Raw genomic sequence first — 21,775 nt, forward strand, 5'->3', positions numbered from 1 at the left:
GGCAGAGCGGCGGCCCGCTCGGTCACACGCACCCGCCCACCAGCCGGCCGTGGAGCTCCGGCGCTCGAGGCCCGACCGCGCGTGCCCGCGCGGCGCCCGGTCACGGGGCCAGTGCGGCCGCCCACCGTGTGAAGATCTCGGCGTACCGTGCCGGGTCGGACTGGTGCATCATGTGTGACGCGTCCGGCACCGACTCGTAGTCGACCTTCACCCCTGCCGCTTCCATCAACCGCCGGGCCTGTGCGGCCTGTTCGTCGGAGAGTGCCCCGAGCAGGTTTCCGGTCTCCTGGTCGGTGCCGCGCATGTGGTGCGTGAGGAGCACCGGCGTGTTGACCCGGCCCAGCATGCGCTCGTGCGGGCAGTTCAGCCCGACGGTCCCCTCGTAGAAGGCCCGGGCCCATTCCGGGTCGTACTCCTTCAGGTGCTGCGGGATCGCGTCCGCCACGAAGGACCGCGCCATCGGCGACGCCGAGGCGCCGGCCGCGCGGCAGAACTCCTCCCAGTCACCCACACTCCACTGGTCGCCGAGATACGTGCGGAACAGCTCGAAGACCGGGCCTGCCCCCTGCCGGACCGAGTGACCGTGTGCGGGGACGAGCTCGGACGCGAAGAACGGCGGGTCCTCGCACAGGACGCCGCGGAGCTGACCGGGCATGGAGTACGCCGACAGCCACGCCGCGAGGACGCCGCCGGAGGAATTGCCCGCGACGACGACGGGCCGCTTCACCACCAGGGTGATGAACCGGACCAGGTCGTTGCCGAAGTTGTCGAGGCTGTACCGCTTCGGGGTCCAACTGCTGCGCCCCTGGCCCCGCAGGTCGACGGCGTAGACGTGGAAGTGCTCCGAGAGGAGGCCCATCGCCTCCTCGTACGACCACCAGGATCCCGTCTGCTCGGGGATCAGCAGCACGGCGGGCCGGTCCGGGTCACCGGCCTCGGCATAGTTCATGGTGATCTCGCCGAGATCGACCTGCTGTTCGGGGTAGGCGTGAGGGACGTGGACGTCGCGCAGCGCGGGGCTGTTCACCATTGTATTCTCCTCGGTCTGTGCTGCCCGTCGTTACGGGCGGACGGCGCTTCCCGCGGCCCGGCGCCGGTGATCAGAGCCGGCGCCCGCCCTCACCGGGTGGGCACGTCACAGAGCTATTATTCGAACCGTGGCAGACGACGCGCACCGACGATTCCGATGAGTGGAACACCGGTACAAGTCCCGCGCTCGGGCAGGCCGTTGCGCGGCGAGCCGGTCCTGGAGCGGGCCTTCCGGGTCCTGGGTGCCTTCACCGAGGCGGGCGAGGGCCTGGCACTCCACACACTCGCGGCCCGGGCGGGCCTTCCGAAGAGCACCACGTCCCGGATCGCGGCTCAGCTGATGGAGGTGGGAGCCCTCGAACGCCTCGACAACGGCGACTTCGTCGTCGGTCTGCAACTGCTCGAGATCGCCTCGCTGGCACCCCGCGGCCATGGACTGCGCGCCGCCGCGTTGCCGTTCATGCAGGACCTGCACCGGGTCACCGGCCAGCACATCCTCCTCGCCGTGCGCGACGGTGACGAGGCCGTTCTGGTGGAGCGGCTGTCCGCACGGGGCGCGGCGGCGGTCAAGTACCGGGTCGGCGGACGCCTCCCCCTCACCGGGACCGGCATCGGCATCGCCCTGCTGGCGCACGCCCCCGGGCGCATACGGAAGGAAGCGCTGGCCGGCGCGGACGACGCGGCCTGCGTCCGCCGGCTCCTGGCCACCGTCCGCACGGACGGCGTCTGTGCCGTGACGCTGCCCAACCCACTGCGCTCCGGGCCCACCGCCATGTCGACCGTCGCCGCCCCGATCCTGAACCGCCGCGGCGACGCACTGGGCGCGTTGTCGTTGGTCGCACCCGATGAGGGCGGGCCCCGTACCGCGGCCGTGACGGCGCTGCGCAGGGCGAGTCTGGCGATCTCCCGGGCCGCGGGGCCGTGAACACGCCTGCGCCGGACAGCAGACCGGCGCCCGTCGGCGGGAACGCCCACGGCCCGGCCCCCTGTCACCGCTCCGGCCGCCTCAGGGCTCGACGAACTTGTCGGCCAGTCCCCGGTCCAGGTAGTCGTCCGGCAGATCCTGGATGACCAGCTCGGCTTCGGTCCGCCCGGTGTGCAGCCGCCAGTAGGCGTCGGCGATCGTCTGCGGCTGGGAGTCGTGGCCCCCCTGGCCGATGAAGGCGGCGATCGCCACGTGCGCGGCGTAGACGCCGGTACCGGAGAGCGCCGCGTGCAGGTTGAGTACCCAGTTGCGCATCCCACCGGTGGCGATCTGGACGTTCGCCACCTGCGGGGCGATCACCGGCCCCGACCCCGCCCCGCTGCTGACCAGGATCGTCCCCGTGCCACGCTCCAGCATGCCGGGCAGGACGTGCTGCACCGCCGCCACGCCCCCGAGCAGATAGAGGTCCAGCTGGGCCAGAACCGAGTCGACGGTGACCTTCGTGGCCTCGACCAGCGGCGCCCGGCGCAGGTCGGCCAGGGACGGCGCGGGCGAGTACTCGAGTATGTCGATCGGTCCCAGCCGCTCCTCGGCGGCGCTGAGCGCCGCGTGCAGAGCGGGACGGTCGGTCACGTCGGCGGGGAACGCCTCGGCCCGCACGCCCGTGTCGGACAACTCGTCGGCCACCGCCTGCAGCGTCGTACGGCTGCGGGCGATCAGCGCCACGTCGACCCCCTCGGCGGCGAACCGCCGGCCGATCGCGCGCCCGAGTTGAGGGCCTGCGCCCACGATCGCGAGCGTGCTCAATTTCGCCACCTCGTTACCCTTGTATCGACATTCCGGACTGCGGATGTCGGATCTTCGATGTATGCCGGAACAAGGGTAGGAAGCGTGTGGTCCCGGCGCCTCGGACCGGTGCGTCAGCTCGAACGGGAGATTCGCGACAACGATGAGCGGGACTTTCTCGGCGGACGTGAGCGGCGCGAACGCCTTCAGCGTCTTCGCACAGGAGTGGCGGAGCAGGATGGGCGAGTCCTTCGCTCTGGCGCCCTTCCGCCGGACGACCGTGTCCGGGTTCTCGGTGCGGTCCCGTGGGTTCCGGGTGCGGGACATGATGTTCAACCGCTTCGAGACGGCGGCCGCCCTGCGGACAGGGGGCCGGCGGGTCGGGGTCGACGATCACGTACGCCTGTGGATCGTCCACCGGGGGGCCTGGCGGTTCGGTGAACCGGGAGGAGCCGAGCACACGGCACCGGCCGGCCGCCTGCTGGTACAGACGGGAAGGCTGTCCCACTTCTCCGCGGCGCCACGCACCGTCGTGCAGGTACTCGTCCTGCCCGCCGCAGAGGTGCGGCCCCAACGCGGCGGGCCGGCCTCCGGTCCGGCCGACACCGCCGAGGTGCGGCTGCTGACGGCGCACGCCGCCATGGTGGGCCGGATGCTGGACCGTCTCGGGCCGGCCGGGGTCGACGCCGCCCGCGGCACTCTGGCCGAATTGGCCCGGGCCGCCGCCGGGGGCGGCCTGGACGACGTGGAGCCCCTCTTGTCGCCGGCCCTGGCCCAAGCCGCGCGGGACCTGGCCGACCGCCGGCTCACCGACCCCGCTCTGTCCCCCTCGGCTCTCGCCCGGGAGCTGAACGTCTCCCCGCGTACCCTCCAACGGGCCTTCGCCAGGGAAGGCCGACCGCTGAGCGCCTACATCCGGCGCCGCCGCCTCGAGGAGGCATGCCGCGCGCTCGTCGCATCGCACCGGCGCATGACCGTCACGGAGATAGCCGCCCGCTGGCAGTTCGCCGACAGCGGCCACTTCGCCCGCGCCTTCCGCAAGTACTACGGCCGGACCCCGACCGACTACGCCGCGACCGCTGCTCGTGAAACGGATGCCACATAGCTGGGCGGGGCCGGTGCCGCCACCCGCCCACGCCAGGGACGGCCGGGTCAGCCGACGCACACCACCAGCAGACAGAGCTGCGACGACGACGGTTCCGCCGCGGGTGGTGTCCGGGACACGTCCTTCGGCCGGTGCACACGCAGCACAGCGGACAGCGTCCGGCCCCGGTGGTCTTCGTCGCAGGCTTGCTTACGGGCAGTCCTCATTCGTCCAAACTGGTCGCCTACCCTGCGGGGATCGTGGGCAACGGAGGGGACCGATGGTTCCTGCCTCCCCGCCCCGGAAAAGTGATCCGTGGATCATAAGGTTGAAGAGATGGGTGGCCTGGGAAGTGTTGAAAAAGGTCGTAGTGACCCGCTACGTCGAGCCCCTGCGCACCGGCGGCTCCGTCCCCGGTGTCGTCGAGGCCGACGACCTCGGCACCTACGTCGTGAAGTTCACCGGCTCCGCGCAGGGCCGCAAGGCGCTGGTCGCCGAGGTGATCGTCGGGGAGCTGGCGCGTGAGCTGGGGCTTCGGGTGCCGGAGCTGGTCCTCGCCCACTTCGACCCGGCGATCGCCGCCGGCGAGCCGCACCAGGAGGTGCGGGACCTGCTGGACGCGAGCGCGGGACTCAACCTCGGCATGGACTACCTGTCGGGCGGCGCCGACCTCACGCCCGAGGTCGCGAACGTCTTCCCCGTCGGCTCCGAGGAGGCCGGACGCGTCGTCTGGCTGGACGCCCTCACCGTGAACGTCGACCGCACGGTGCACAGCTCCAACCTGATGGTCTGGCCCACCTTCGGCATCGCGCCCCCGCGCCTGTGGCTGATCGACCACGGGGCGGCCCTCGTCTTCCACCACCGCTGGGGCGCCTCCCCGCCCCAGAAGGCGTACGACTTCCGCCACCACGCCCTCGGCCACTACGCGCCCGACGTCCGGGCCGCCGACGCCGAGCTGGCGCCGAAGGTGACTGAGGAGCTGCTGCGCGACGTGGTGGCGCGGGTGCCGGAGGCCTGGCTGACCTGTGAGGCCGGCTTCGGCACGCCGGACGAGGTCCGTGCCGCCTACGTCGGCTATCTGCACGCGCGCGTGCGGGCCTCCCGGGAGTGGCTGCCCACCGACTTCCCGACCCGCGAGGAACTCGCCGCCGAGAACGCCGCGCGTGCGGCACGTACCGAGCGTGGCCGTCCCGACTGGCTCAAGCGGGTCCCCGACCTGCACGGCAAGCCGCCCGCCGAGCAGGACTGGTCCGTGCACCTGGGCTGACGTACGCGGCCCGGCACGCGCGCACGCACACGCCCGCGCCCCGGTGCCGTGCGGTACCGGGGCGCGGGCGGGCCTTGCCGTGACCGGGCGTCAGCCCTTCAGCTGCTCGTACGCCGGCAGTGTCAGGAAGTCGGCGTAGTCCTCGTCGAGGGAGACGGTGAGCAGCAGGTCGTGGGCCTGCTGCCAGTTGCCGGCCGCGAAGGCCTCGTCGCCGATCTCGGCGCGGATGTTCGCCAGTTCCTCGGCGGCGACCTTGCGGGCCAGCTCGGCGGTGACCTGCTCGCCGTTGTCGAGGACGACCTCCGCGTTGATCCACTGCCAGATCTGCGAGCGGGAGATCTCGGCGGTGGCCGCGTCCTCCATCAGGTTGAAGATGGCGACGGCGCCGAGGCCGCGCAGCCACGCCTCGATGTAGCGGATGCCGACCTGCACGGCGTTGACCAGGCCCGCGTAGGTCGGCTTGGCGTCCAGGGAGTCGACGGCGATCAGGTCGGCCGCCTTGACGTCGACGTCCTCGCGCAGTCGGTCCTTCTGGTTGGGCCTGTCGCCGAGGACCTTGTCGAAGGACTCCATGGCGATCGGGACCAGGTCGGGGTGGGCGACCCAGGAGCCGTCGAAGCCGTCGCCGGCCTCGCGGTCCTTGTCGGCGCGGACCTTCTCGAAGGCGACCTTGTTGACCTCGGCGTCCCGGCGCGACGGGATGAACGCCGCCATGCCGCCGATCGCGTGCGCGCCGCGCTTGTGGCAGGTGCGGACGAGGAGTTCGGTGTACGCCCGCATGAACGGGGCGGTCATCGTGACCGCGTTGCGGTCCGGCAGGACGAACCTGGCGCCGCCGTCCCGGAAGTTCTTGACGATGGAGAACAGGTAGTCCCAGCGGCCCGCGTTCAGCCCGGAGGCGTGGTCGCGCAGTTCGTAGAGGATCTCCTCCATCTCGTACGCGGCTGTGATCGTCTCGATCAGGACGGTGGCGCGGACGGTGCCCTGCGGAATGCCGACGTGGTCCTGCGCGAAGACGAAGACCTCGTTCCAGAGGCGGGCCTCCAGGTGGGACTCCGTCTTCGGGAGGTAGAAGTACGGGCCCTTGCCGAGGTCCAGCAGGCGCTGGGCGTTGTGGAAGAAGTACAGGCCGAAGTCGACCAGGGCGCCGGGGACCGGGCGGCCGTCCACCTGGAGGTGGCGCTCGTCGAGGTGCCAGCCACGCGGGCGCATGACGACCGTCGCCAGCTCCTCGTCCGGGCGCAGGGCGTACGACTTGCCGGTGCGCTCGTCGGTGAAGTCGATGGTGCGGGTGTAGGCGGAGGCCAGGTTGAGCTGGCCGAGGACGACGTTCTCCCAGGTCGGCGCGGAGGCGTCCTCGAAGTCCGCGAGCCAGACCTTCGCGCCCGAGTTGAGTGCGTTGATGGTCATCTTGCGGTCGGTGGGGCCGGTGATCTCGACCCGGCGGTCCTGCAGCGCGGCCGGAGCGGGGGCCACCTTCCAGGAGTCGTCCGCGCGGATCGCGGCCGTCTCCGGGAGGAAGTCGAGCGTGGAGGTGCGGGCGATCTCGGCGCGGCGCTCCGCACGGCGGGCGAGGAGTTCGTCACGCCGGGGCGTGAACCGCCGGTGCAGCTCGGCCACGAAGGCGAGCGCCGCATCGGTGAGGACCTCCTCCTGCCGGGGCAGGGGCTCGGCGTCGACGATGGCCAGCGGGGACGGCGCTGGTGCGGACATGAGCTGTCACTTCCTTCAGCGGTGGCACCGGGTGCCAGAGGGCGCGTATGGGGCATTGCGCACCCGATGTGCGGCCGGGTGCTTCTGGTCAGTGGATAGTAGTTTCCTCATCGTGGAACTTCAATGGTTTGTTGATGTCGAGATTCTCCGGGTCGAGGGAAGGTGGCGCTCGGTGCCACCTCCCTCACTCAAGGTGGACCAGGTCGGCCTCGGTGTCGATGTCGTAGGGCTGCGCCACGTCCCCGCACTCCACCAGCGCGATCTCCGCCGCGTGTGCCCTCAGGTAGGCGCGTGCCCCCCGGTCCCCGGTCGCAGTCGCCAAGACACCGGCCCAGTGGGCGGCGCCGAGGAGGACGGGATGTCCGCGCACGCCCGCGTACGCCGCCGAGGCGAGTGACGTCTCGTCCCGGTACCCGGCACGCACCCGCGCCATCGCCTCCGTGCCGATCCCGGGCTGGTCCACCAGTGAGACCAGTGCGGCCCCCGCCCCGGTGCCGGTCAGCGAGGCGAGTCCGGCGCACAGTGACGACCCCATGCCGCGTTCCCAGTCGGGGTTGTCCACGAGAACGCACCCTTCGAGCGCCGCCCGCGCCCGCACATCCGCTGCCCGCGCCCCCAGGACGACGTGCACGCGGGCGCAGCCTGCCGCGCGCAACGCGGCGACCGCGTGTTCGACGAGTGGATGTCCGCGGTGTTCCAGCAGGGCCTTGGGGCGTCCGCCGAGCCGCCGCCCGCCCCCGGCGGCGAGCAACAGCCCCGCTACCCCCGCTACCTGGTCTTCGTTGTCCGTCATGCGTCCTGCATACCTGACCGCCCGCCGAACGCTCCGGCGTGCGCCGGGTTTCCGAAGGCTGAATTTCGGTCCATCCGGTGGCGCGTCCGGTGCGGGGTGGACTTTACTTGCCCGCGTCCCCGGTGCCCGGCCGGTGCCGAGGGGCGCTCGGCACGTTCACCGCGGAGGGGCGCACAACGGGGTGCGAGGGGGAGGGACTGTGTTGCGGAGCTTGGGGCAGGAGCAAGTGGCCGTCGGGGACGAGGACGTGAGAGTGACCGCACTGCGGACCGCGGTGTCCCGGTTACGCCGCCAACTCGCCCTGCTGCCCACCGACTTCCCGGACAGGGTCTTCGCCGAGGACGAACTGGCCGACCTCGCCGCGATGACGGACCACGGTGTCCCCGAGGTGCCGCGACTGCACCGCTCCCTGCTGCTGATAGTGGGCGCGATCGGCTCCGTCAGCGCCCTGTCGCGAGGACTGGCGGACGTCCGTCACGCCGTGGAACTGTTCGGCGAACCGACGCGCCCGTGAGGTGCTCGGACGCCGAGGCGCTCAGACACTGACGCGCCGGACGCGCGACGCCCGCGGCCCCCGGCCTCGGCAGGCCGGGGGCTGTCCGTTCGTGGTGCGGCCCGTGGTGTGCCTCAGGCGGCCGGGTTGCCGTTCGAGGCGAGCAGGGCCTCCGACAGTTCCGCCGCCACCTGCTGGAGCAGCGGCACCATCCGCTCGGTCGCGGCCTCCGTGACGCGGCCGGCCGGACCGGAGATCGAGATGGCGGCCGCGGTGGGGGAGTCCGGCACGGAGACGGCCAGGCAGCGGACGCCGATCTCCTGCTCGTTGTCGTCGATCGCGTATCCCTGGCGCCGCACCTCTTCCAGCGCCGCGATGAACCCGTCCGGCGTGGTGATCGTCTTCTCGGTCGCGGCCGGCATGCCGGTCCGCCCCAGCAGGGCCCGCACGTCCTCCGCCGGGAAGTCCGCGAGCAGCGCCTTGCCGACGCCGGTGGAGTGCGGCAGGACGCGCCGGCCGACCTCGGTGAACATGCGCATGGAGTGCTTGGACGGCACCTGCGCGACGTACACGATCTCGTCGCCGTCGAGCAGTGCCATGTTCGCCGTCTCGCCGGTCTCCTCGACCAGGCGGGCCAGGTGCGGGCGCGCCCAGGTGCCGAGCAGCCGGGAGGCGGACTCGCCGAGCCGGATCAGACGAGGGCCGAGGGCGTAGCGCCGGTTGGGCTGCTGGCGTACGTATCCGCAGGCCACGAGCGTGCGCATCAGGCGGTGGATGGTCGGCAGCGGCAGCCCGCTGCTCGCGGAGAGCTCGCTGAGGCCGACCTCGCCGCCCGCGTCCGCCATCCGTTCGAGCAGGTCGAAGGCGCGCTCCAGGGACTGGACGCCCCCGGTGGCGGACCTGGCGGAGTCGGTGGTGCTGGCGCTGGACGTCGGCACGGCACGTTCCTTTCGAGGCTGGCGGGAGGAAAGAAGCGTACCCGGCGGCCGGTTGACTACCGGCTTGTACGTAGCTACGTTCTGCTTGCTGGAATTCTAATTCCGCTTTGTGGAAACGTCTAGAGGGGTGCCGTCGGGCATGTCTGCGCAAACGGTGCCTCTTGACGTCGCGGAACGGGGAATGAAGACTCCTTCAACAGAACGTTGAAATCGACGGCAGAGAGAGGGGTTCGGGTGTCCGAGGCTGAACTGGTGCTGCGCTCGACGCGCGTCATCACTCCCGAGGGGATACGCGCCGCGTCGATCGCGGTGACCGGGGGGGAGATCACGGCCGTTCTGCCGTACGACGCCCCCGTACCCGCCGGCGCCCGGCTGGAGGACGTCGGCGACCACGTCGTCCTGCCCGGCCTGGTCGACACCCATGTACATGTGAACGACCCCGGCCGCACCGAGTGGGAGGGCTTCTGGACCGCCACCCGCGCCGCTGCGGCCGGCGGCATCACCACCCTCGTCGACATGCCGCTGAACTCCATCCCGCCGACCACGACCGTCGACAACCTGCGCACCAAGCGCGAGGTCGCCGCCGACAAGGCCCACATCGACGTCGGCTTCTGGGGCGGTGCCCTTCCCGACAACGTCAAGGACCTGCGCCCGCTGCACGAGGCCGGGGTCTTCGGCTTCAAGGCGTTCCTGTCGCCGTCGGGCGTGGACGAGTTCCCGCACCTCGACCAGGAGCAGCTCGCCCGGTCCCTCGCGGAGATCGCGGCCTTCGACGGCCTGCTGATCGTGCACGCCGAGGACCCGCACCACCTGGCCGCCGCCCCGCAGCAGGGCGGCCCCAAGTACTCCCACTTCCTCGCCAGCCGCCCGCGCGACGCCGAGGACACCGCGATCGCGGGCCTCCTCGCGCAGGCCAAGCGGTTCGACGCCCGCGTGCACATCCTGCACCTCTCCTCCAGCGACGCCCTGCCGCTGATAGCCGAGGCCCGCGCCGAGGGTGTGAAGGTGACCGTCGAGACCTGCCCCCACTACCTCACCCTCACCGCCGAGGAAGTGCCGGACGGCGCGAGCGAGTTCAAGTGCTGCCCGCCCATCCGCGAGGCCGCCAACCAGGACCTGCTGTGGCAGGCACTGGCCGACGGCACGATCGACTGCGTGGTCACCGACCACTCGCCGTCCACCGCCGACCTCAAGACCGACGACTTCGCCACCGCCTGGGGCGGCATCGCCGGCCTCCAGCTCAGCCTGCCGGCGATGTGGACCAAGACCCGCGAGCGCGGCCTGGGTCTGGAGGACATCGTGCGCTGGATGTCCGCGAACACGGCCCGCCAGGTCGGCCTCGACGGGCGCAAGGGCGCCATCGCGGCCGGCCACGACGCCGACTTCGCGGTCCTCGCCCCCGACGAGACGTTCACCGTCGACCCGGCCGCCCTCCAGCACCGCAACCGCGTCACCGCGTACGCGGGCAGGACCCTGTACGGCGTCGTGAAGTCCACCTGGCTGCGCGGACAGCGCGTCGTGGCGGACGGCGCGTTCACCGAGCCGAAGGGACAGCTCCTCACCCGGGCCTGACCCGTCCGGACCTCCTGAATCCAGATCACCTCGAACGACCCCGAAAGGAACACCTGATCACCGTGACGGCCCAGCAGAACCCCTCGTTGGCCAGCTTCACCGGCGACGCGAACCCCTACGGAGGCGGCGACCCGTACGCGGACTACCGCACCGCCGACCTTCCCTTCACCCAGTACGCCAACCTTGCCGACCGGCAGCTCGGCGCGGGTGTCGTCGCCGCCAACGACGAGTTCTTCGCCCAGCGCGAGAACCTGCTGGTGCCCGGGCCCGCCGAGTTCGACCCCGAGCACTTCGGGCACAAGGGCAAGGTCATGGACGGCTGGGAGACCCGCCGGCGCCGTGGCGCCTCGGCCGGGCACCCCTGGCCCACCGAGGACGACCACGACTGGGCGCTGATCCGCCTCGGCGCCCCCGGAGTGATCCGCGGCATCGTCGTCGACACCGCCCACTTCCGCGGCAACTACCCGCAGGCCGTCTCCGTCGAGGGCACCTCGGTCGCCGGCTCCCCGTCGCCCGAGGAACTGCTCGCGGACGACGTGAAGTGGACGACCCTCGTCCCGCGCACCGCGGTCGGCGGCCACGCCGCCAACGGCTTCGCCGTCTCCGCCGAGCAGCGCTTCACCCACCTGCGCCTCAAGCAGCACCCCGACGGGGGCATCGCCCGCCTGCGCGTGTACGGCGAGGTCGTCCCGGACCCGGCGTGGCTCGCGGCCCTCGGCACCTTCGACGTGGTCGCCCTGGAGAACGGCGGCCAGGTCGAGGACGCCTCCAACCTCTTCTACTCGCCGGCCACCAACACCATCCAGCCGGGCCGCTCCCGCAAGATGGACGACGGCTGGGAGACCCGCCGCCGCCGCGACCAGGGCAACGACTGGATCAGCTACCGCCTGGCGGACCGCGTACAGATCCGCGCGATCGAGATCGACACGGCGTACCTGAAGGGCAACTCGGCCGGCTGGGCGTCGGTGTCCGTGAAGGACGGCGAGTCCGGCGAGTGGCGCGAGGTGCTCCCGCGCACCCGGATGCAGCCCGACACCAACCACCGCTTCGTCCTGCCCGAGGCGGCCGTCGGCACTCACGCGCGCGTGGACATCTTCCCCGACGGCGGCATCTCCCGCCTGCGCCTGTTCGGCTCCCTGACGGAGGACGGCGCCGGCCACCTGGCCGCCCGCCACCAGGAACTCGGCGGCTGACGCACGAAAGGACCGGCCGCCCCACCGGAACGGGACGGCCGGCCCTCCAGGACCCGCGGGGCGCACCGGCCGGACAGCACCGGTGCGCCCCGCGCGCAGTCGTGCGGGCGTGCCGCCTACGCCGCGTGACCGCCGTCCACCGCGAACTCCGCGCCGGTGACGTACGAGGCACCCGCCAGGTACGTCACCGTCGAGGCCACTTCGTCCGCCGTGCCGAAGCGGTTCAGCGCCGTCAGGGCCGACTGACCGTCGGCGTAGGGGCCGTCCGCCGGGTTCATGTCGGTGTCGATCGGCCCCGGGTGGACGATGTTGGCGGTGATCCCGCGCGGACCCAGCTCCCTGGCCAGTGCCTTGGTCAGCCCGATCAGCGCCGACTTGCTCATCGCGTACAGCGTCCCGCCGGGTCCGGGCACCCGCTGCGTCATGCAGCTGCCGACCGTGATGATCCGGCCGCCCTCGGGCATGCGGGACGCGGCCGCCTGCGAGGTCAGGAAGACCCCGCGGACGTTCACGGCCAGCAGCCGGTCGACGTCGGTGAGGGACAGGCTCTCCAGCGGACCGAGCACGCCCAGGCCCACGTTGTTGACCAGCACGTCGAGGCCGCCGAGCGCCTGTGCCGCCCGCTCCACCGAGCCCGCCGCCTCGTCCGCGTCGGCGGAGTCCGCCCGCAGGGCCACCGCCCGGCGCCCCAGTGCCTCGACGGCCCGCACGACGTCCTCGGCCGCGTCCTTGCCGTTGACATAGGTGAGGGCCACGTCCGCGCCCTCACGCGCCAGCCGCAGCGCGGTCGCCGCGCCGATCCCGCGGCTGCCGCCCGTCACCAGGGCCGTCCGGCCGGTCAGAAGTGCGGAGGGGTGAGTGAGTGAGTTCGTGTTCATGGGTCCATCCCAGCGGGCCCGCCCCGCACCCGCTGGCGGTGAACGGACGTCGACCTGACCGATGAGTCGCCGACGCCGCCGGAGTCTCAACGGTGACGACACCACTCACAGCACGAGTCACGGCACGACTCACGGCACCGGAAAGCAGGCACCCGTCATGGGAAAGCTCGTACTCACCACCTTCCTCACCCTCGACGGCGTCTACCAGGCCCCCGGCGGACCCCAGGAGGACACCCGCGACGGCTTCGGCCAGGGCGGCTGGAGCGTCCCGTACGGCGACGAGGACTTCGGCCGGTTCGTCGACGAGGTGTTCGGCCGCGTCGGCGCGTTCCTCCTCGGCCGTCGTACGTACCAGATCTTCGCCTCGTACTGGCCGAAGATGACCGACCCCGCCGACCCCGTCGCGTCCAAGCTCAACGGTCTGCCGAAGTACGTCGCCTCCACCACCCTCACCGACCCCGGCTGGGCGGGCACGACCGTGCTCGGCGGTGACCTCGCCAAGGAGGTCACCGTGCTGAAGGAGCGCACCGACGGAGAGCTCCAGGTGCACGGCAGCGGCGCCCTCGCGGGGTCGCTGCTGGCGCTCGGCCTCGTCGACACGGTCCACCTGCTGACCTTCCCCGTGGTGCTCGGCGCCGGGCGCCGCCTCTTCGTGGAGGGCACCCTGCCGACGGCCTTCCGGCACACCGGCGGGCGCGTGACGGCCGCGGGCGTCTCCATCCAGTCGTACGACCTGGCCGGACGCCCCGAGTACGGCACGTACGAGCTGCCGGAGAACGCGTGACCGCGACGGGGTCGCGTCGCCGCCGCCCGGACGGGCGCGTCCCGGGCGGTGGTCGGTGAACTCGCCGAAAACACATACGACGTTCCGGGAAACTCCACGACCTTGTCATTGACATGCCACTGTCTACGCGCGTCATCATGAGGTCATGCGATTCCCCCCACGCGCCGCTCGGCTCGGCGCAGCAGCCGCAGTCCTGTCCGCCCTCCTCATGGGCGGCACCGTCTCCGCGACCACGGCGGGCGCCGCCACCGTGTCGGGCGCCGCCACCGCGGCGGTCGGCGACATCTGCTACAGCGACCTGCCCTCCCAAGCCCACGACACGCTCGACCTGATCGAGCAGGGCGGCCCCTACCCCTTCGAACAGGACGGGACCGTCTTCCAGAACCGGGAGGGCATCCTGCCCGGCCGGTCCACCGGCTACTACCACGAGTACACGGTGATCACGCCGGGCTCCGACACGCGTGGCGCCCGCCGCATCGTCACCGGTGAGGACTACCAGGAGGACTACTACACGGCCGACCACTACGCCTCGTTCGACCTCGTCGACCACGGCTGCTGAAGGCCGCGCACACCGAGCCGGCACCCCGGATCGCCCGGGGGCTCCGGATCGCCGGCTTCCCGGATCACCGGCTTCCCGGATCACCCGGGTTTCCGGCTCTCGGCGGCGGCGAACAGCGCGAGGGCCAGCACGATGAGGGCCACACTCGCGTAGATCCCGTAGCCGTCGAGAAAACCGACCCGGTGCACGAGTCCCCAGTCCAGGTCGGTGAACTCGTGCACCAGGCCCGCCACGCCCTGCACCAGGGCGAGGAAGCCGATGATTCCCAGTAGTTCCTTCATGCCCCCGACTCTCGCCCCGCGGACCCCCCACGCGCATCGGCCGCGGGGCGAGCCCCGCCCGACCGAAGTCCCCGTCACCCGTCGCCCGGCGCGCCGAAAGTCCCCGGTTCCGCGACTTTGGTCGGCGATCCCGTACGCACGGCGGTCACGGTGTCCGGCGCCGCATAGGTTCGTGGACTGTGAACGAAGACAGGCCGGCGCGGATCACCCCGGCGTTCCCGGAGCGCCGCTGGCTGCTGCCCTCGGCGCTGATCGCACAGCTCGACCCGGGCCAGGAGCACGAAGACCGCGCACCGTCCGGAAGGCGATTCCGGGGGTCCGGGCGGCCCCGGCGAACCGCGCGCGACTGGATCGTCGACTTCAGCTGCTTCCTGATCGCCGTCGTGATCGGCATCCTCAGCGCGGACGCCCTGGAGGACGAGCCGAACCTCCCGTACTCCATGGAGATCGCCGACCAGCTGATCGGCGCCCTAGCCTGCGCCGCCGTCTGGCTCAGGCGCCGGTGGCCGGCCGGGCTCGCCGTGGCCATGCTGCCCATCGGATTCGTCTCGGTCACCTCGAGCGGTACCGCCCTCGTCTCCCTCTTCACCCTGGCCGTGCACCGGCCCTTCCGGTACGTGGCCTGGGTTGCGGGCGCGCACATCGTGTTGCAGCCCGTCCACTACTGGCTACGCCCCGATCCCCAGCTCCCCTACGTCGGGGTCGTCGTCTTCGGCATCCTGCTCGCCACCGCCGTGGCGGGCTGGGGCATGCTCGCCCGCTCCAAGCGGCAGCTCATGCTCAGCCTGCGCGACCGCGCCCGGCGCGCCGAGACGGAGGCCCGGCTGCGGGCCGAGCAGGCGCAACGGCTGGCCCGGGAGGCCATCGCCCGCGAGATGCACGACGTCCTCGCGCACCGGCTGACGCTGCTCAGCGTGCACGCGGGCGCGCTGGAGTTCCGGCCCGACGCCTCCCGGGAGGAGGTGGCGCGGGCGGCCGGTGTCATCCGCGAGAGCGCGCACGAGGCCCTCCAGGACCTGCGGGAGATCATCGGCGTGCTGCGGGCGGCGGAGTCCGACGACGCGGGCCGCCCCCAGCCGACGCTCTCGGCGCTCGACGCCCTGGTCGCCGAGTCCCGCGAGGCGGACATGAAGATCGCCCTCGTGGGCCGCGTCACCGACCCCGCCGCGGTGCCGGCCTCCGTCGGCCGCACCGCCTACCGCATCGCCCAGGAGGCGTTGACCAACGCGCGCAAGCACGCCCCCGGCACCGAGGTCACCGTCTCCGTCGCGGGGGCCCCGGGCGACGGCCTCGCCATGTCCGTGCGCAACTCCCCGCCCGAGGGCGAGGTGCCGGACGTGCCCGGCTCGGGGCAGGGCCTGATCGGGCTGGCCGAGCGAGCCACGCTCGCGGGCGGCACCCTGGAGCACGGCCCCACACCCGAGGGCGGCTTCGAAGTGCGGGCGCTGTTGCCGTGGGGGTGAGCCGGACGTCCGGGGCCGGACGGCCGTCGCCCGCCTGCCGTCCGCCGTCGGCGTGCCGCCGCCGACGGGTCGCCGCTTGCCCCAGGAACCAAGTCGGCCCGCCGCAACCGTGATTACGTAAGCACCATGACTGCGATCAGACTGCTCCTCGTCGACGACGACCCGCTGGTGCGGGCAGGGCTGTCCTTCATGCTGGGCGGCGCCGACGACATCGAGATCGTCGGTGAGGCCGCCGACGGCGACGAGGTCGGGGCGCTCGTCGACCGCACCCGCCCGGACGTCGTCCTCATGGACATCCGGATGCCGGGGGTGGACGGCCTGACGGCCACCGAGCGGCTGCGGGGCCGCCCGGACGCCCCGCAGGTCGTCGTGCTCACCACCTTCCACGCGGACGAGCAGGTGCTGCGGGCCCTGCGCGCGGGTGCCGCCGGGTTCGTCCTCAAGGACACCCCGCCCGCGGAGATCCTCGACGCCGTGCGCAGGGTCGCGGCCGGCGATCCCGTTCTGTCGCCCGCCGTGACCCGCCGGCTGATGGAGCACGCGGCAGGCGGCGCCGCCGACGCCAGGCGCACGCGCGCGCGTGCGCGCGTCGCCGTGCTCAACGACCGCGAGCGCGAGGTCGCCGTCGCGGTCGGCCGGGGCATGGCCAACGCCGCCATCGCGGCGGAACTCTTCATGAGCCTCGCCACCGTCAAGACGCACGTCTCCCGCATCCTGGCCAAGCTCCGCCTCGGCAACCGGGTCCAGATCGCGCTGCTGGCGTACGACGCGGGACTCCTGGAGGCATACGAGGAGGACGGGGCGGAGCGCGGAGACGCACCCGGCGGCGGCTAGCACGGGGACGACACGGCGGGGCGCGGCGCGCAGACGCACCCGGCGGCCCGCTCACCCCGCGAGGGACGCGGCGGCCCCCGGGACCTCGTCCGGCCGCACCGGTCTGCGCTCGCGCCGGGAGATCTCGCAGGCCTCGGCGATCCGCAGCGCCTGCAGCGCCTCGCGCCCGTCGCACGGGTTGGCCCGCTCGCCGCGCACGACCTCGACGAACGTGGCCAGCTCCGCCTCGTAGGCGGGCCCGAACCGCTCCACGAAGCCGGTCCACGGCTTGTCCGCGGCCGGCGGCCCGGTCGGCTCCGTCGAGGCGATCGGCGTACGGTCGTCCAGGCCGACGACGATCTGGTCCAGCTCACCGGCCAGCTCCATGCGCACGTCGTACCCCGCGCCGTTCAGCCGCGTCGCCGTCACCGTGGCCAGCGTGCCGTCGTCCAGCGTGAGGAGCGCCGCGCCGGTGTCCACGTCGTGTGCCGCGCGGAACATCGGCGGCCCGGCGTCGGACCCGGCGGCGTACACGTCGGTGATCTCCCGGCCGGTCACCCAGCGCAGGATGTCGAAGTCGTGGATCAGCGTGTCCCGGTAGAGCCCGCCGGACTGCGGCAGATACGCGGCCGGTGGCGGCGCCTGGTCGCTGGTCACCGCCCGGACGGTGTGCAGCCGGCCGAGCCGCCCGGACCGTACCGCCTCGCGGGCCCCCGTGTAGCCGGCGTCGAAGCGGCGCTGGAACCCCATCTGAAGAATCGTTCCGGCGGCTTCCACCTCGGCGATCGCCTGCACCGTGCCGGGCACGTCCAGGGCGATGGGCTTCTCGCAGAACACCGGCAGCCCCGAGCGCGCCGCCCGGCCGATCAGTTCGGCGTGGGCCGGCGTCGCCGTGGTGATCACCACGGCGTCCACGCCCCACTGGAAGATCTCGTCGACCCCCGGTGCCGCGGTCTCGCCCAGCCGGTGGGCCAGGTCCTGCGCCCGCGTGATGTCGGCGTCCGTGAGGATCAGGGATCCGACGTCGCGATGGCGGCTGAGCGTGTTGGCGTGAACGGTGCCGATGCGGCCCGTCCCGATGACCCCGATGCGCATGGAATCAAAGTGGGCTCACAGCCCGCGCACTGTCAATGTGTATGTCCGGACAATCGAACTGCACAACTTCCCGTCAACAGCGCACGGAGCTACGCTCGGCCCGTGCCGAAACCAGAAGTGGATCCCACCGTGTCGCTGGACCTCAGCGTGGATCGCAGCAGCCCCGTGCCGCTGTACTTCCAGCTGTCGCAGCAGCTGGAGGCGGCGATCGGGCACGGCGCGCTGACCCCGGGCAGCCTGCTCGGCAACGAGATCGAGCTCGCCGCGCGGCTCGGCCTGTCCCGGCCCACCGTCCGCCAGGCCATCCAGTCGCTCGTCGACAAGGGCCTGCTCGTGCGCCGCCGGGGCGTCGGCACCCAGGTCGTGCACAGCAGGGTCAAGCGCCCGCTCGAGCTCAGCAGCCTGTACGACGACCTGGAGGCGGCGGGGCAGCGCCCGGCCACGAAGGTCCTGGTCAACACCGTCGTCCCCGCGACCGCCGAGGTCGCCGCCGCGCTCGGCGTCGCCGAGGAGAGCGACGTGCACCGGGTGGAACGGCTGCGGCTGACGCACGGGGAGCCGATGGCGTACATGTGCAACTACCTGCCGCCCGGTCTCTTCGACCTGGACACCGGGCAGCTGGAGGCCACCGGCCTGTACCGGCTGATGCGCGCCGCCGGGATCACCCTGCACAGCGCCCGCCAGTCGATCGGCGCCCGGGCCGCCACCGCCGGCGAGGCCGAGCGGCTCGGCGAGGACGAGGGTGCCCCCCTGCTCACCATGGAGCGCACGACGTTCGACGACACGGGACGCGCGGTCGAGTTCGGCACGCACACCTACCGGCCGTCCCGCTACTCCTTCGAGTTCCAGCTCCTCGTACGGTCCTGACCGGGCCGACGGGCGGTGCGGAGCGGCCAGGCGGTTGCCGTCCGAAACGCGTCCGATACGCGTCCGACGCGCTGCCCCGTACACCGTCCGATGCGCGTCCGGTACGCCGTGCGGTTCGTCGTGCGAGTTCGTCGCAATGTCCGGACAATGTGACCGACACCTGTTCCCCGGCGCCGAGTGATCGTTTCCCGTGTCGCACAATGGGGCGTTTGGGGTTTCGAGAACCCGGCCGGGTTCCCGCGGACTCCGGCACGCACAGCACGGCACAGCGAGAAGGGCACGGCCTCGTGGCACGGTTTCGGACCTGGGTAGGCATAGCGCTGGCAGGGGCACTGTCGGTGTCCTTGGCCGGCTGCAGCAGCACTGGAGGCAAGCGCGCCGAGGACGCCCGCAAGGCCGCGTCGGCCCAGGGGAAGGCGGCGGTGGACACGCCCCGCTGGACCTTCGCGATGATCACTCACTCCGGTGATGGCGACTCGTTCTGGGACATCGTCCAGAGCGGCGCCGAGCAGGCCGCGCTGAAGGACAACATCAACTTCCTGTACTCCCAGGACGACGAGGCCCAGCAGCAGGCGGAGCTCGTGAACACGGCCATCGACAAGAAGGTCGACGGGATCATCGTCACGCTCGCCAAGCCCGCCGCCATGAAGTCCGCCCTGGACCGTGCCCGGAAGGCGGGCATCCCGGTGATCACCGTGAACTCCGGCTCGCAGGAGTCCAAGCAGTTCGGCGCCCTCACCCACATCGGCCAGGACGAGACCATCGCCGGTGAGGCGGTCGGCGAGGAGCTGAACGAGCGCGGGCGCGAGCAGGCGGTCTGCGTGCTGCACGAGCAGGGCAACGTCGGTCACGAGCAGCGCTGCGACGGCGTGGAGAAGACCTTCGACGGCAAGGTCGAGCGGCTCTACGTCAACGGCACCAGCATGCCGGACGTGCAGTCCGCCATCGAGGCCAAGCTCCAGACCGACAAGGCCGTCGACGCCGTGGTCACCCTCGGCGCGCCGTACGCCGACACCGCCGTGAAGGCCAAGCAGGGCGCGGGCAGCAAGGCCGAGATCGACACCTTCGACCTGAACGCCAAGGTGGCCGCCGGACTGGAGGACGGCTCCCTCGGCTTCGCCGTCGACCAGCAGCCCTACCTCCAGGGTTACGAGGCGGTCGACCTGCTGTGGCTGTACAAGTACAACGCCGACGTCCTCGGCGGCGGCCGGCCGGTGCTCACCGGCCCGCAGATCATCACCAAGGACGACGCCGCCGAGCTGGCCGACTACACGAAGCGGGGCACTCGATGAGCGCCACCACGGAGGCCCGGACTGACGAAAGGATTCTGCAGGCTTCTCCGCTGCGGAAACTGCTGGGCCGCCCAGAGCTGGGCTCCGTCGTCGGCGCGATCGCCGTCTTCGTCTTCTTCGCGTTCTTCGCCGACAGCTTCCTGCGCGCCTCCAGCCTCAGCACGGTCCTCTACGCCGCCTCCACGATCGGCATCATGGCCGTCCCGGTGGCGCTGCTGATGATCGGCGGCGAGTTCGACCTGTCCGCGGGCGTCATGGTCACGACGTCGGCCCTGGTGTCGTCGATGTTCAGCTACCAGATGACCGCCAACGTCTGGGTCGGGGTCGGCGTGTCCCTGCTGGTCACCCTGGCGATCGGCGCCTTCAACGGCTTCATGCTCACCCGGACGAAACTGCCCAGCTTCATCATCACGCTCGGCACCTTCCTCATGCTGACCGGCCTGAACCTGGGCTTCACCAAGCTGATCGACGGCACCGTCTCCACCAAGACGATCGCCGACATGGAGGGCTTCCCCTCCGCCCGCGAGGTCTTCGCCTCCACGCTCACCATCGGCGGTGTCGGCTTCAAGGTCACCATCCTGTGGTGGCTCGCCCTGGTCGCCGTCGCCAGCTGGATCCTGCTGCGTACCCGCGCCGGCAACTGGATCTTCGCGGTCGGCGGCAACAAGGACGCCGCCCGCGCGGTCGGCGTCCCGGTCACCAGGACCAGGATCGGCCTCTACATGGGCGTGGCGTTCGGCGCCTGGATCGCGGGCCAGCACCTGCTCTTCTCGTACGACGTCGTCCAGTCCGGGGAGGGAGTCGGCAACGAGCTGATCTACATCATCGCGGCCGTCATCGGCGGCTGCCTGATCACCGGCGGCTACGGCAGCGCCGTCGGCTCGGCGGTCGGCGCCCTCATCTTCGGCATGACCAGCAAGGGCATCGTCTTCGCCGAGTGGAACCCCGACTGGTTCAAGTTCTTCCTCGGAGCGATGCTGCTCCTGGCGACCCTGCTCAACGCCTGGGTCCGCAAGCGCGCGGAGGCCACCAAGTGACCGAGACGGAAGCACGTACGGCGCTCGTCGAGCTGTCCGGCGTCAGCAAGAACTACGGCAACGTCCGCGCCCTCGAAGGCGTGACCCTGGAGGTCCACGCCGGTGAGATCACCTGCGTGCTCGGCGACAACGGCGCCGGCAAGTCGACCCTCATCAAGATCATCGCCGGTCTGCACCAGCACGACGGTGGCACACTGAGCCTCGACGGCGAGGAGACCCGCCTCGCCTCCCCGCGCGAGGCCCTGGACCGCGGCATCGCCACCGTCTACCAGGACCTGGCCGTCGTCCCCCTCATGCCGGTCTGGCGCAACTTCTTCCTCGGCTCCGAGCCGCGCAAGGGCGTCGCCCCGTTCAAGCGCATGGACGTCGACCACATGCGCCGCACCACCCGCGCGGAACTCCTCCGCATGGGCATCGACCTGCGCGACGTCGACCAGCCCATCGGCACCCTCTCCGGCGGTGAGCGCCAGTGCGTGGCGATCGCCCGCGCGGTGCACTTCGGTGCGAAGGTGCTCGTGCTGGACGAGCCGACTGCGGCGCTGGGCGTGAAGCAGTCGGGTGTGGTCCTGAAATATGTGGCGGCGGCACGCGACCAGGGCCTGGGTGTTGTCTTGATCACCCACAACCCGCACCACGCGTACCTGGTGGGGGACCGGTTCGTGCTGCTGAAGCGGGGCACGATGGTGGGCAACCACGAGCGCGAGGACATCACGCTCGACGAGCTGACGCGGCAGATGGCGGGCGGAAACGAGCTGGACGATCTCCGCCATGAGCTGCGACGCCCCTGAGGGGCGCGGGGCCGTGTCAATCTGCGGCTCGGCCGAGCGGGCGCGACCAGCCGCGACGCACCCGCGCCGGGCAACGAACCGGTCACACCACCCCCTGTCCCATTCGGCACCCGACACGACCGTGC

22 protein-coding genes are annotated in these 21,775 nt (G+C 71.8%); 14 read left to right on the top strand and 8 right to left on the bottom strand.

Features of this window, described 5'->3' with window-relative positions; translation table 11 throughout:
* Positions 1–100 precede the first annotated feature (100 nt).
* Entirely contained in the window at positions 101–1,030 is a 930-nt protein-coding gene (locus tag ACH4F2_RS31805) for an alpha/beta fold hydrolase (RefSeq protein ID WP_398136212.1), read from the bottom strand.
* A gap of 156 nt (positions 1,031–1,186) precedes the next feature.
* On the opposite strand from ACH4F2_RS31805, the gene ACH4F2_RS31810 reads away from it, so the two are divergent.
* A complete protein-coding gene (locus ACH4F2_RS31810) occupies positions 1,187–1,954 on the top strand; it encodes an IclR family transcriptional regulator (RefSeq protein ID WP_398136213.1) in 768 nt (255 codons plus the stop codon).
* Positions 1,955–2,035: 81 nt separating this feature from the next.
* On the opposite strand, the gene ACH4F2_RS31815 is transcribed toward ACH4F2_RS31810, so the two are convergent.
* Positions 2,036–2,761: an SDR family NAD(P)-dependent oxidoreductase gene (locus tag ACH4F2_RS31815; protein WP_398136214.1), complete on the bottom strand. Its 726-nt coding sequence runs from the start codon at positions 2,759–2,761 to the stop codon at positions 2,036–2,038.
* Between the two features lie 142 nt (positions 2,762–2,903).
* Here ACH4F2_RS31815 and ACH4F2_RS31820 point away from each other — a divergent pair, with 142 nt between their 5' ends.
* The gene (locus tag ACH4F2_RS31820; protein WP_398136215.1) at positions 2,904–3,845 is read left to right on the top strand and encodes a helix-turn-helix domain-containing protein; all 942 of its coding nucleotides are present in this window, start codon (positions 2,904–2,906) and stop codon (positions 3,843–3,845) included.
* A gap of 331 nt (positions 3,846–4,176) precedes the next feature.
* Entirely contained in the window at positions 4,177–5,091 is a 915-nt protein-coding gene (locus tag ACH4F2_RS31825) for a HipA family kinase (protein WP_398136255.1), read from the top strand.
* Positions 5,092–5,181: 90 nt separating this feature from the next.
* Here the strand turns inward: ACH4F2_RS31825 and aceB are convergent, their stop codons facing one another.
* Positions 5,182–6,804 (bottom strand): malate synthase A, encoded by a 1,623-nt coding sequence (gene aceB, locus ACH4F2_RS31830; RefSeq protein WP_398136216.1) that lies wholly within the window; start codon positions 6,802–6,804, stop codon positions 5,182–5,184.
* Positions 6,805–6,988: 184 nt separating this feature from the next.
* On the bottom strand, positions 6,989–7,597 hold the full coding sequence (locus ACH4F2_RS31835; protein WP_398136217.1) for an NTP transferase domain-containing protein: 609 nt from the start codon (positions 7,595–7,597) through the stop codon (positions 6,989–6,991).
* 199 nt (positions 7,598–7,796) lie between these two features.
* Here ACH4F2_RS31835 and ACH4F2_RS31840 point away from each other — a divergent pair, with 199 nt between their 5' ends.
* Entirely contained in the window at positions 7,797–8,111 is a 315-nt protein-coding gene (locus tag ACH4F2_RS31840) for a DUF5955 family protein (RefSeq protein ID WP_398136218.1), read from the top strand.
* A gap of 113 nt (positions 8,112–8,224) precedes the next feature.
* Here the strand turns inward: ACH4F2_RS31840 and allR are convergent, their stop codons facing one another.
* Entirely contained in the window at positions 8,225–9,028 is an 804-nt protein-coding gene (allR, locus tag ACH4F2_RS31845) for an allantoin degradation transcriptional regulator AllR (protein WP_398136219.1), read from the bottom strand.
* Positions 9,029–9,262: 234 nt separating this feature from the next.
* On the opposite strand from allR, the gene allB reads away from it, so the two are divergent.
* Both allB and alc read left to right on the top strand, forming a co-directional pair.
* Positions 9,263–10,600, top strand: a complete 1,338-nt coding sequence (gene allB, locus ACH4F2_RS31850) for an allantoinase AllB (RefSeq protein ID WP_398136220.1) — start codon at positions 9,263–9,265, stop codon at positions 10,598–10,600.
* A 62-nt stretch (positions 10,601–10,662) separates the two neighbouring features.
* Positions 10,663–11,793, top strand: a complete 1,131-nt coding sequence (alc, locus tag ACH4F2_RS31855; protein WP_398136221.1) for an allantoicase — start codon at positions 10,663–10,665, stop codon at positions 11,791–11,793.
* Positions 11,794–11,909: 116 nt separating this feature from the next.
* Here alc and ACH4F2_RS31860 read toward each other — a convergent pair whose 3' ends face one another.
* Positions 11,910–12,671 carry an SDR family NAD(P)-dependent oxidoreductase gene (locus tag ACH4F2_RS31860; protein WP_398136222.1) on the bottom strand — a complete coding sequence of 254 codons (762 nt, stop codon included), beginning with the start codon at positions 12,669–12,671 and terminating at the stop codon, positions 11,910–11,912.
* 157 nt (positions 12,672–12,828) lie between these two features.
* Between ACH4F2_RS31860 and ACH4F2_RS31865 the strand changes: the two genes are divergently transcribed.
* Complete coding sequence (locus tag ACH4F2_RS31865; protein WP_398136223.1) at positions 12,829–13,455, top strand: dihydrofolate reductase family protein; 627 nt, start codon at positions 12,829–12,831, stop codon at positions 13,453–13,455.
* A gap of 145 nt (positions 13,456–13,600) precedes the next feature.
* Positions 13,601–14,014: a ribonuclease domain-containing protein gene (locus ACH4F2_RS31870; protein ID WP_398136224.1), complete on the top strand. Its 414-nt coding sequence runs from the start codon at positions 13,601–13,603 to the stop codon at positions 14,012–14,014.
* Positions 14,015–14,094: 80 nt separating this feature from the next.
* On the opposite strand, the gene ACH4F2_RS31875 is transcribed toward ACH4F2_RS31870, so the two are convergent.
* Entirely contained in the window at positions 14,095–14,295 is a 201-nt protein-coding gene (locus tag ACH4F2_RS31875) for a hypothetical protein (protein ID WP_398136225.1), read from the bottom strand.
* 179 nt (positions 14,296–14,474) lie between these two features.
* Between ACH4F2_RS31875 and ACH4F2_RS31880 the strand changes: the two genes are divergently transcribed.
* Together ACH4F2_RS31880 and ACH4F2_RS31885 are read left to right on the top strand one after the other, a co-directional pair.
* A complete protein-coding gene (locus ACH4F2_RS31880; RefSeq protein ID WP_398136226.1) occupies positions 14,475–15,758 on the top strand; it encodes a histidine kinase in 1,284 nt (427 codons plus the stop codon).
* A 126-nt stretch (positions 15,759–15,884) separates the two neighbouring features.
* A complete protein-coding gene (locus tag ACH4F2_RS31885; protein ID WP_398136227.1) occupies positions 15,885–16,592 on the top strand; it encodes a response regulator in 708 nt (235 codons plus the stop codon).
* A gap of 51 nt (positions 16,593–16,643) precedes the next feature.
* Here ACH4F2_RS31885 and ACH4F2_RS31890 read toward each other — a convergent pair whose 3' ends face one another.
* The gene (locus ACH4F2_RS31890; RefSeq protein WP_398136228.1) at positions 16,644–17,666 is read right to left on the bottom strand and encodes a Gfo/Idh/MocA family oxidoreductase; all 1,023 of its coding nucleotides are present in this window, start codon (positions 17,664–17,666) and stop codon (positions 16,644–16,646) included.
* Positions 17,667–17,795: 129 nt separating this feature from the next.
* On the opposite strand from ACH4F2_RS31890, the gene ACH4F2_RS31895 reads away from it, so the two are divergent.
* The 4 genes from ACH4F2_RS31895 to ACH4F2_RS31910 all read left to right on the top strand — a co-directional run bounded on the left by ACH4F2_RS31895 (position 17,796) and on the right by ACH4F2_RS31910 (position 21,650).
* On the top strand, positions 17,796–18,533 hold the full coding sequence (locus tag ACH4F2_RS31895) for a myo-inositol degradation transcriptional regulator (RefSeq protein WP_398136256.1): 738 nt from the start codon (positions 17,796–17,798) through the stop codon (positions 18,531–18,533).
* 287 nt (positions 18,534–18,820) lie between these two features.
* Entirely contained in the window at positions 18,821–19,825 is a 1,005-nt protein-coding gene (locus tag ACH4F2_RS31900) for a sugar ABC transporter substrate-binding protein (protein ID WP_398136229.1), read from the top strand.
* Complete coding sequence (locus tag ACH4F2_RS31905) at positions 19,822–20,862, top strand: ABC transporter permease (protein WP_398136230.1); 1,041 nt, start codon at positions 19,822–19,824, stop codon at positions 20,860–20,862. The genes ACH4F2_RS31900 and ACH4F2_RS31905 overlap by 4 nt, the downstream gene beginning before the upstream one ends.
* On the top strand, positions 20,859–21,650 hold the full coding sequence (locus tag ACH4F2_RS31910; RefSeq protein ID WP_398136231.1) for an ATP-binding cassette domain-containing protein: 792 nt from the start codon (positions 20,859–20,861) through the stop codon (positions 21,648–21,650). Before ACH4F2_RS31905 ends, ACH4F2_RS31910 begins: the two co-directional genes overlap by 4 nt.
* Positions 21,651–21,775 lie beyond the last annotated feature (125 nt).

It is taken from the genome of Streptomyces sp. NPDC017890 (assembly GCF_044328675.1).
Lineage (GTDB): Bacteria > Actinomycetota > Actinomycetes > Streptomycetales > Streptomycetaceae > Streptomyces.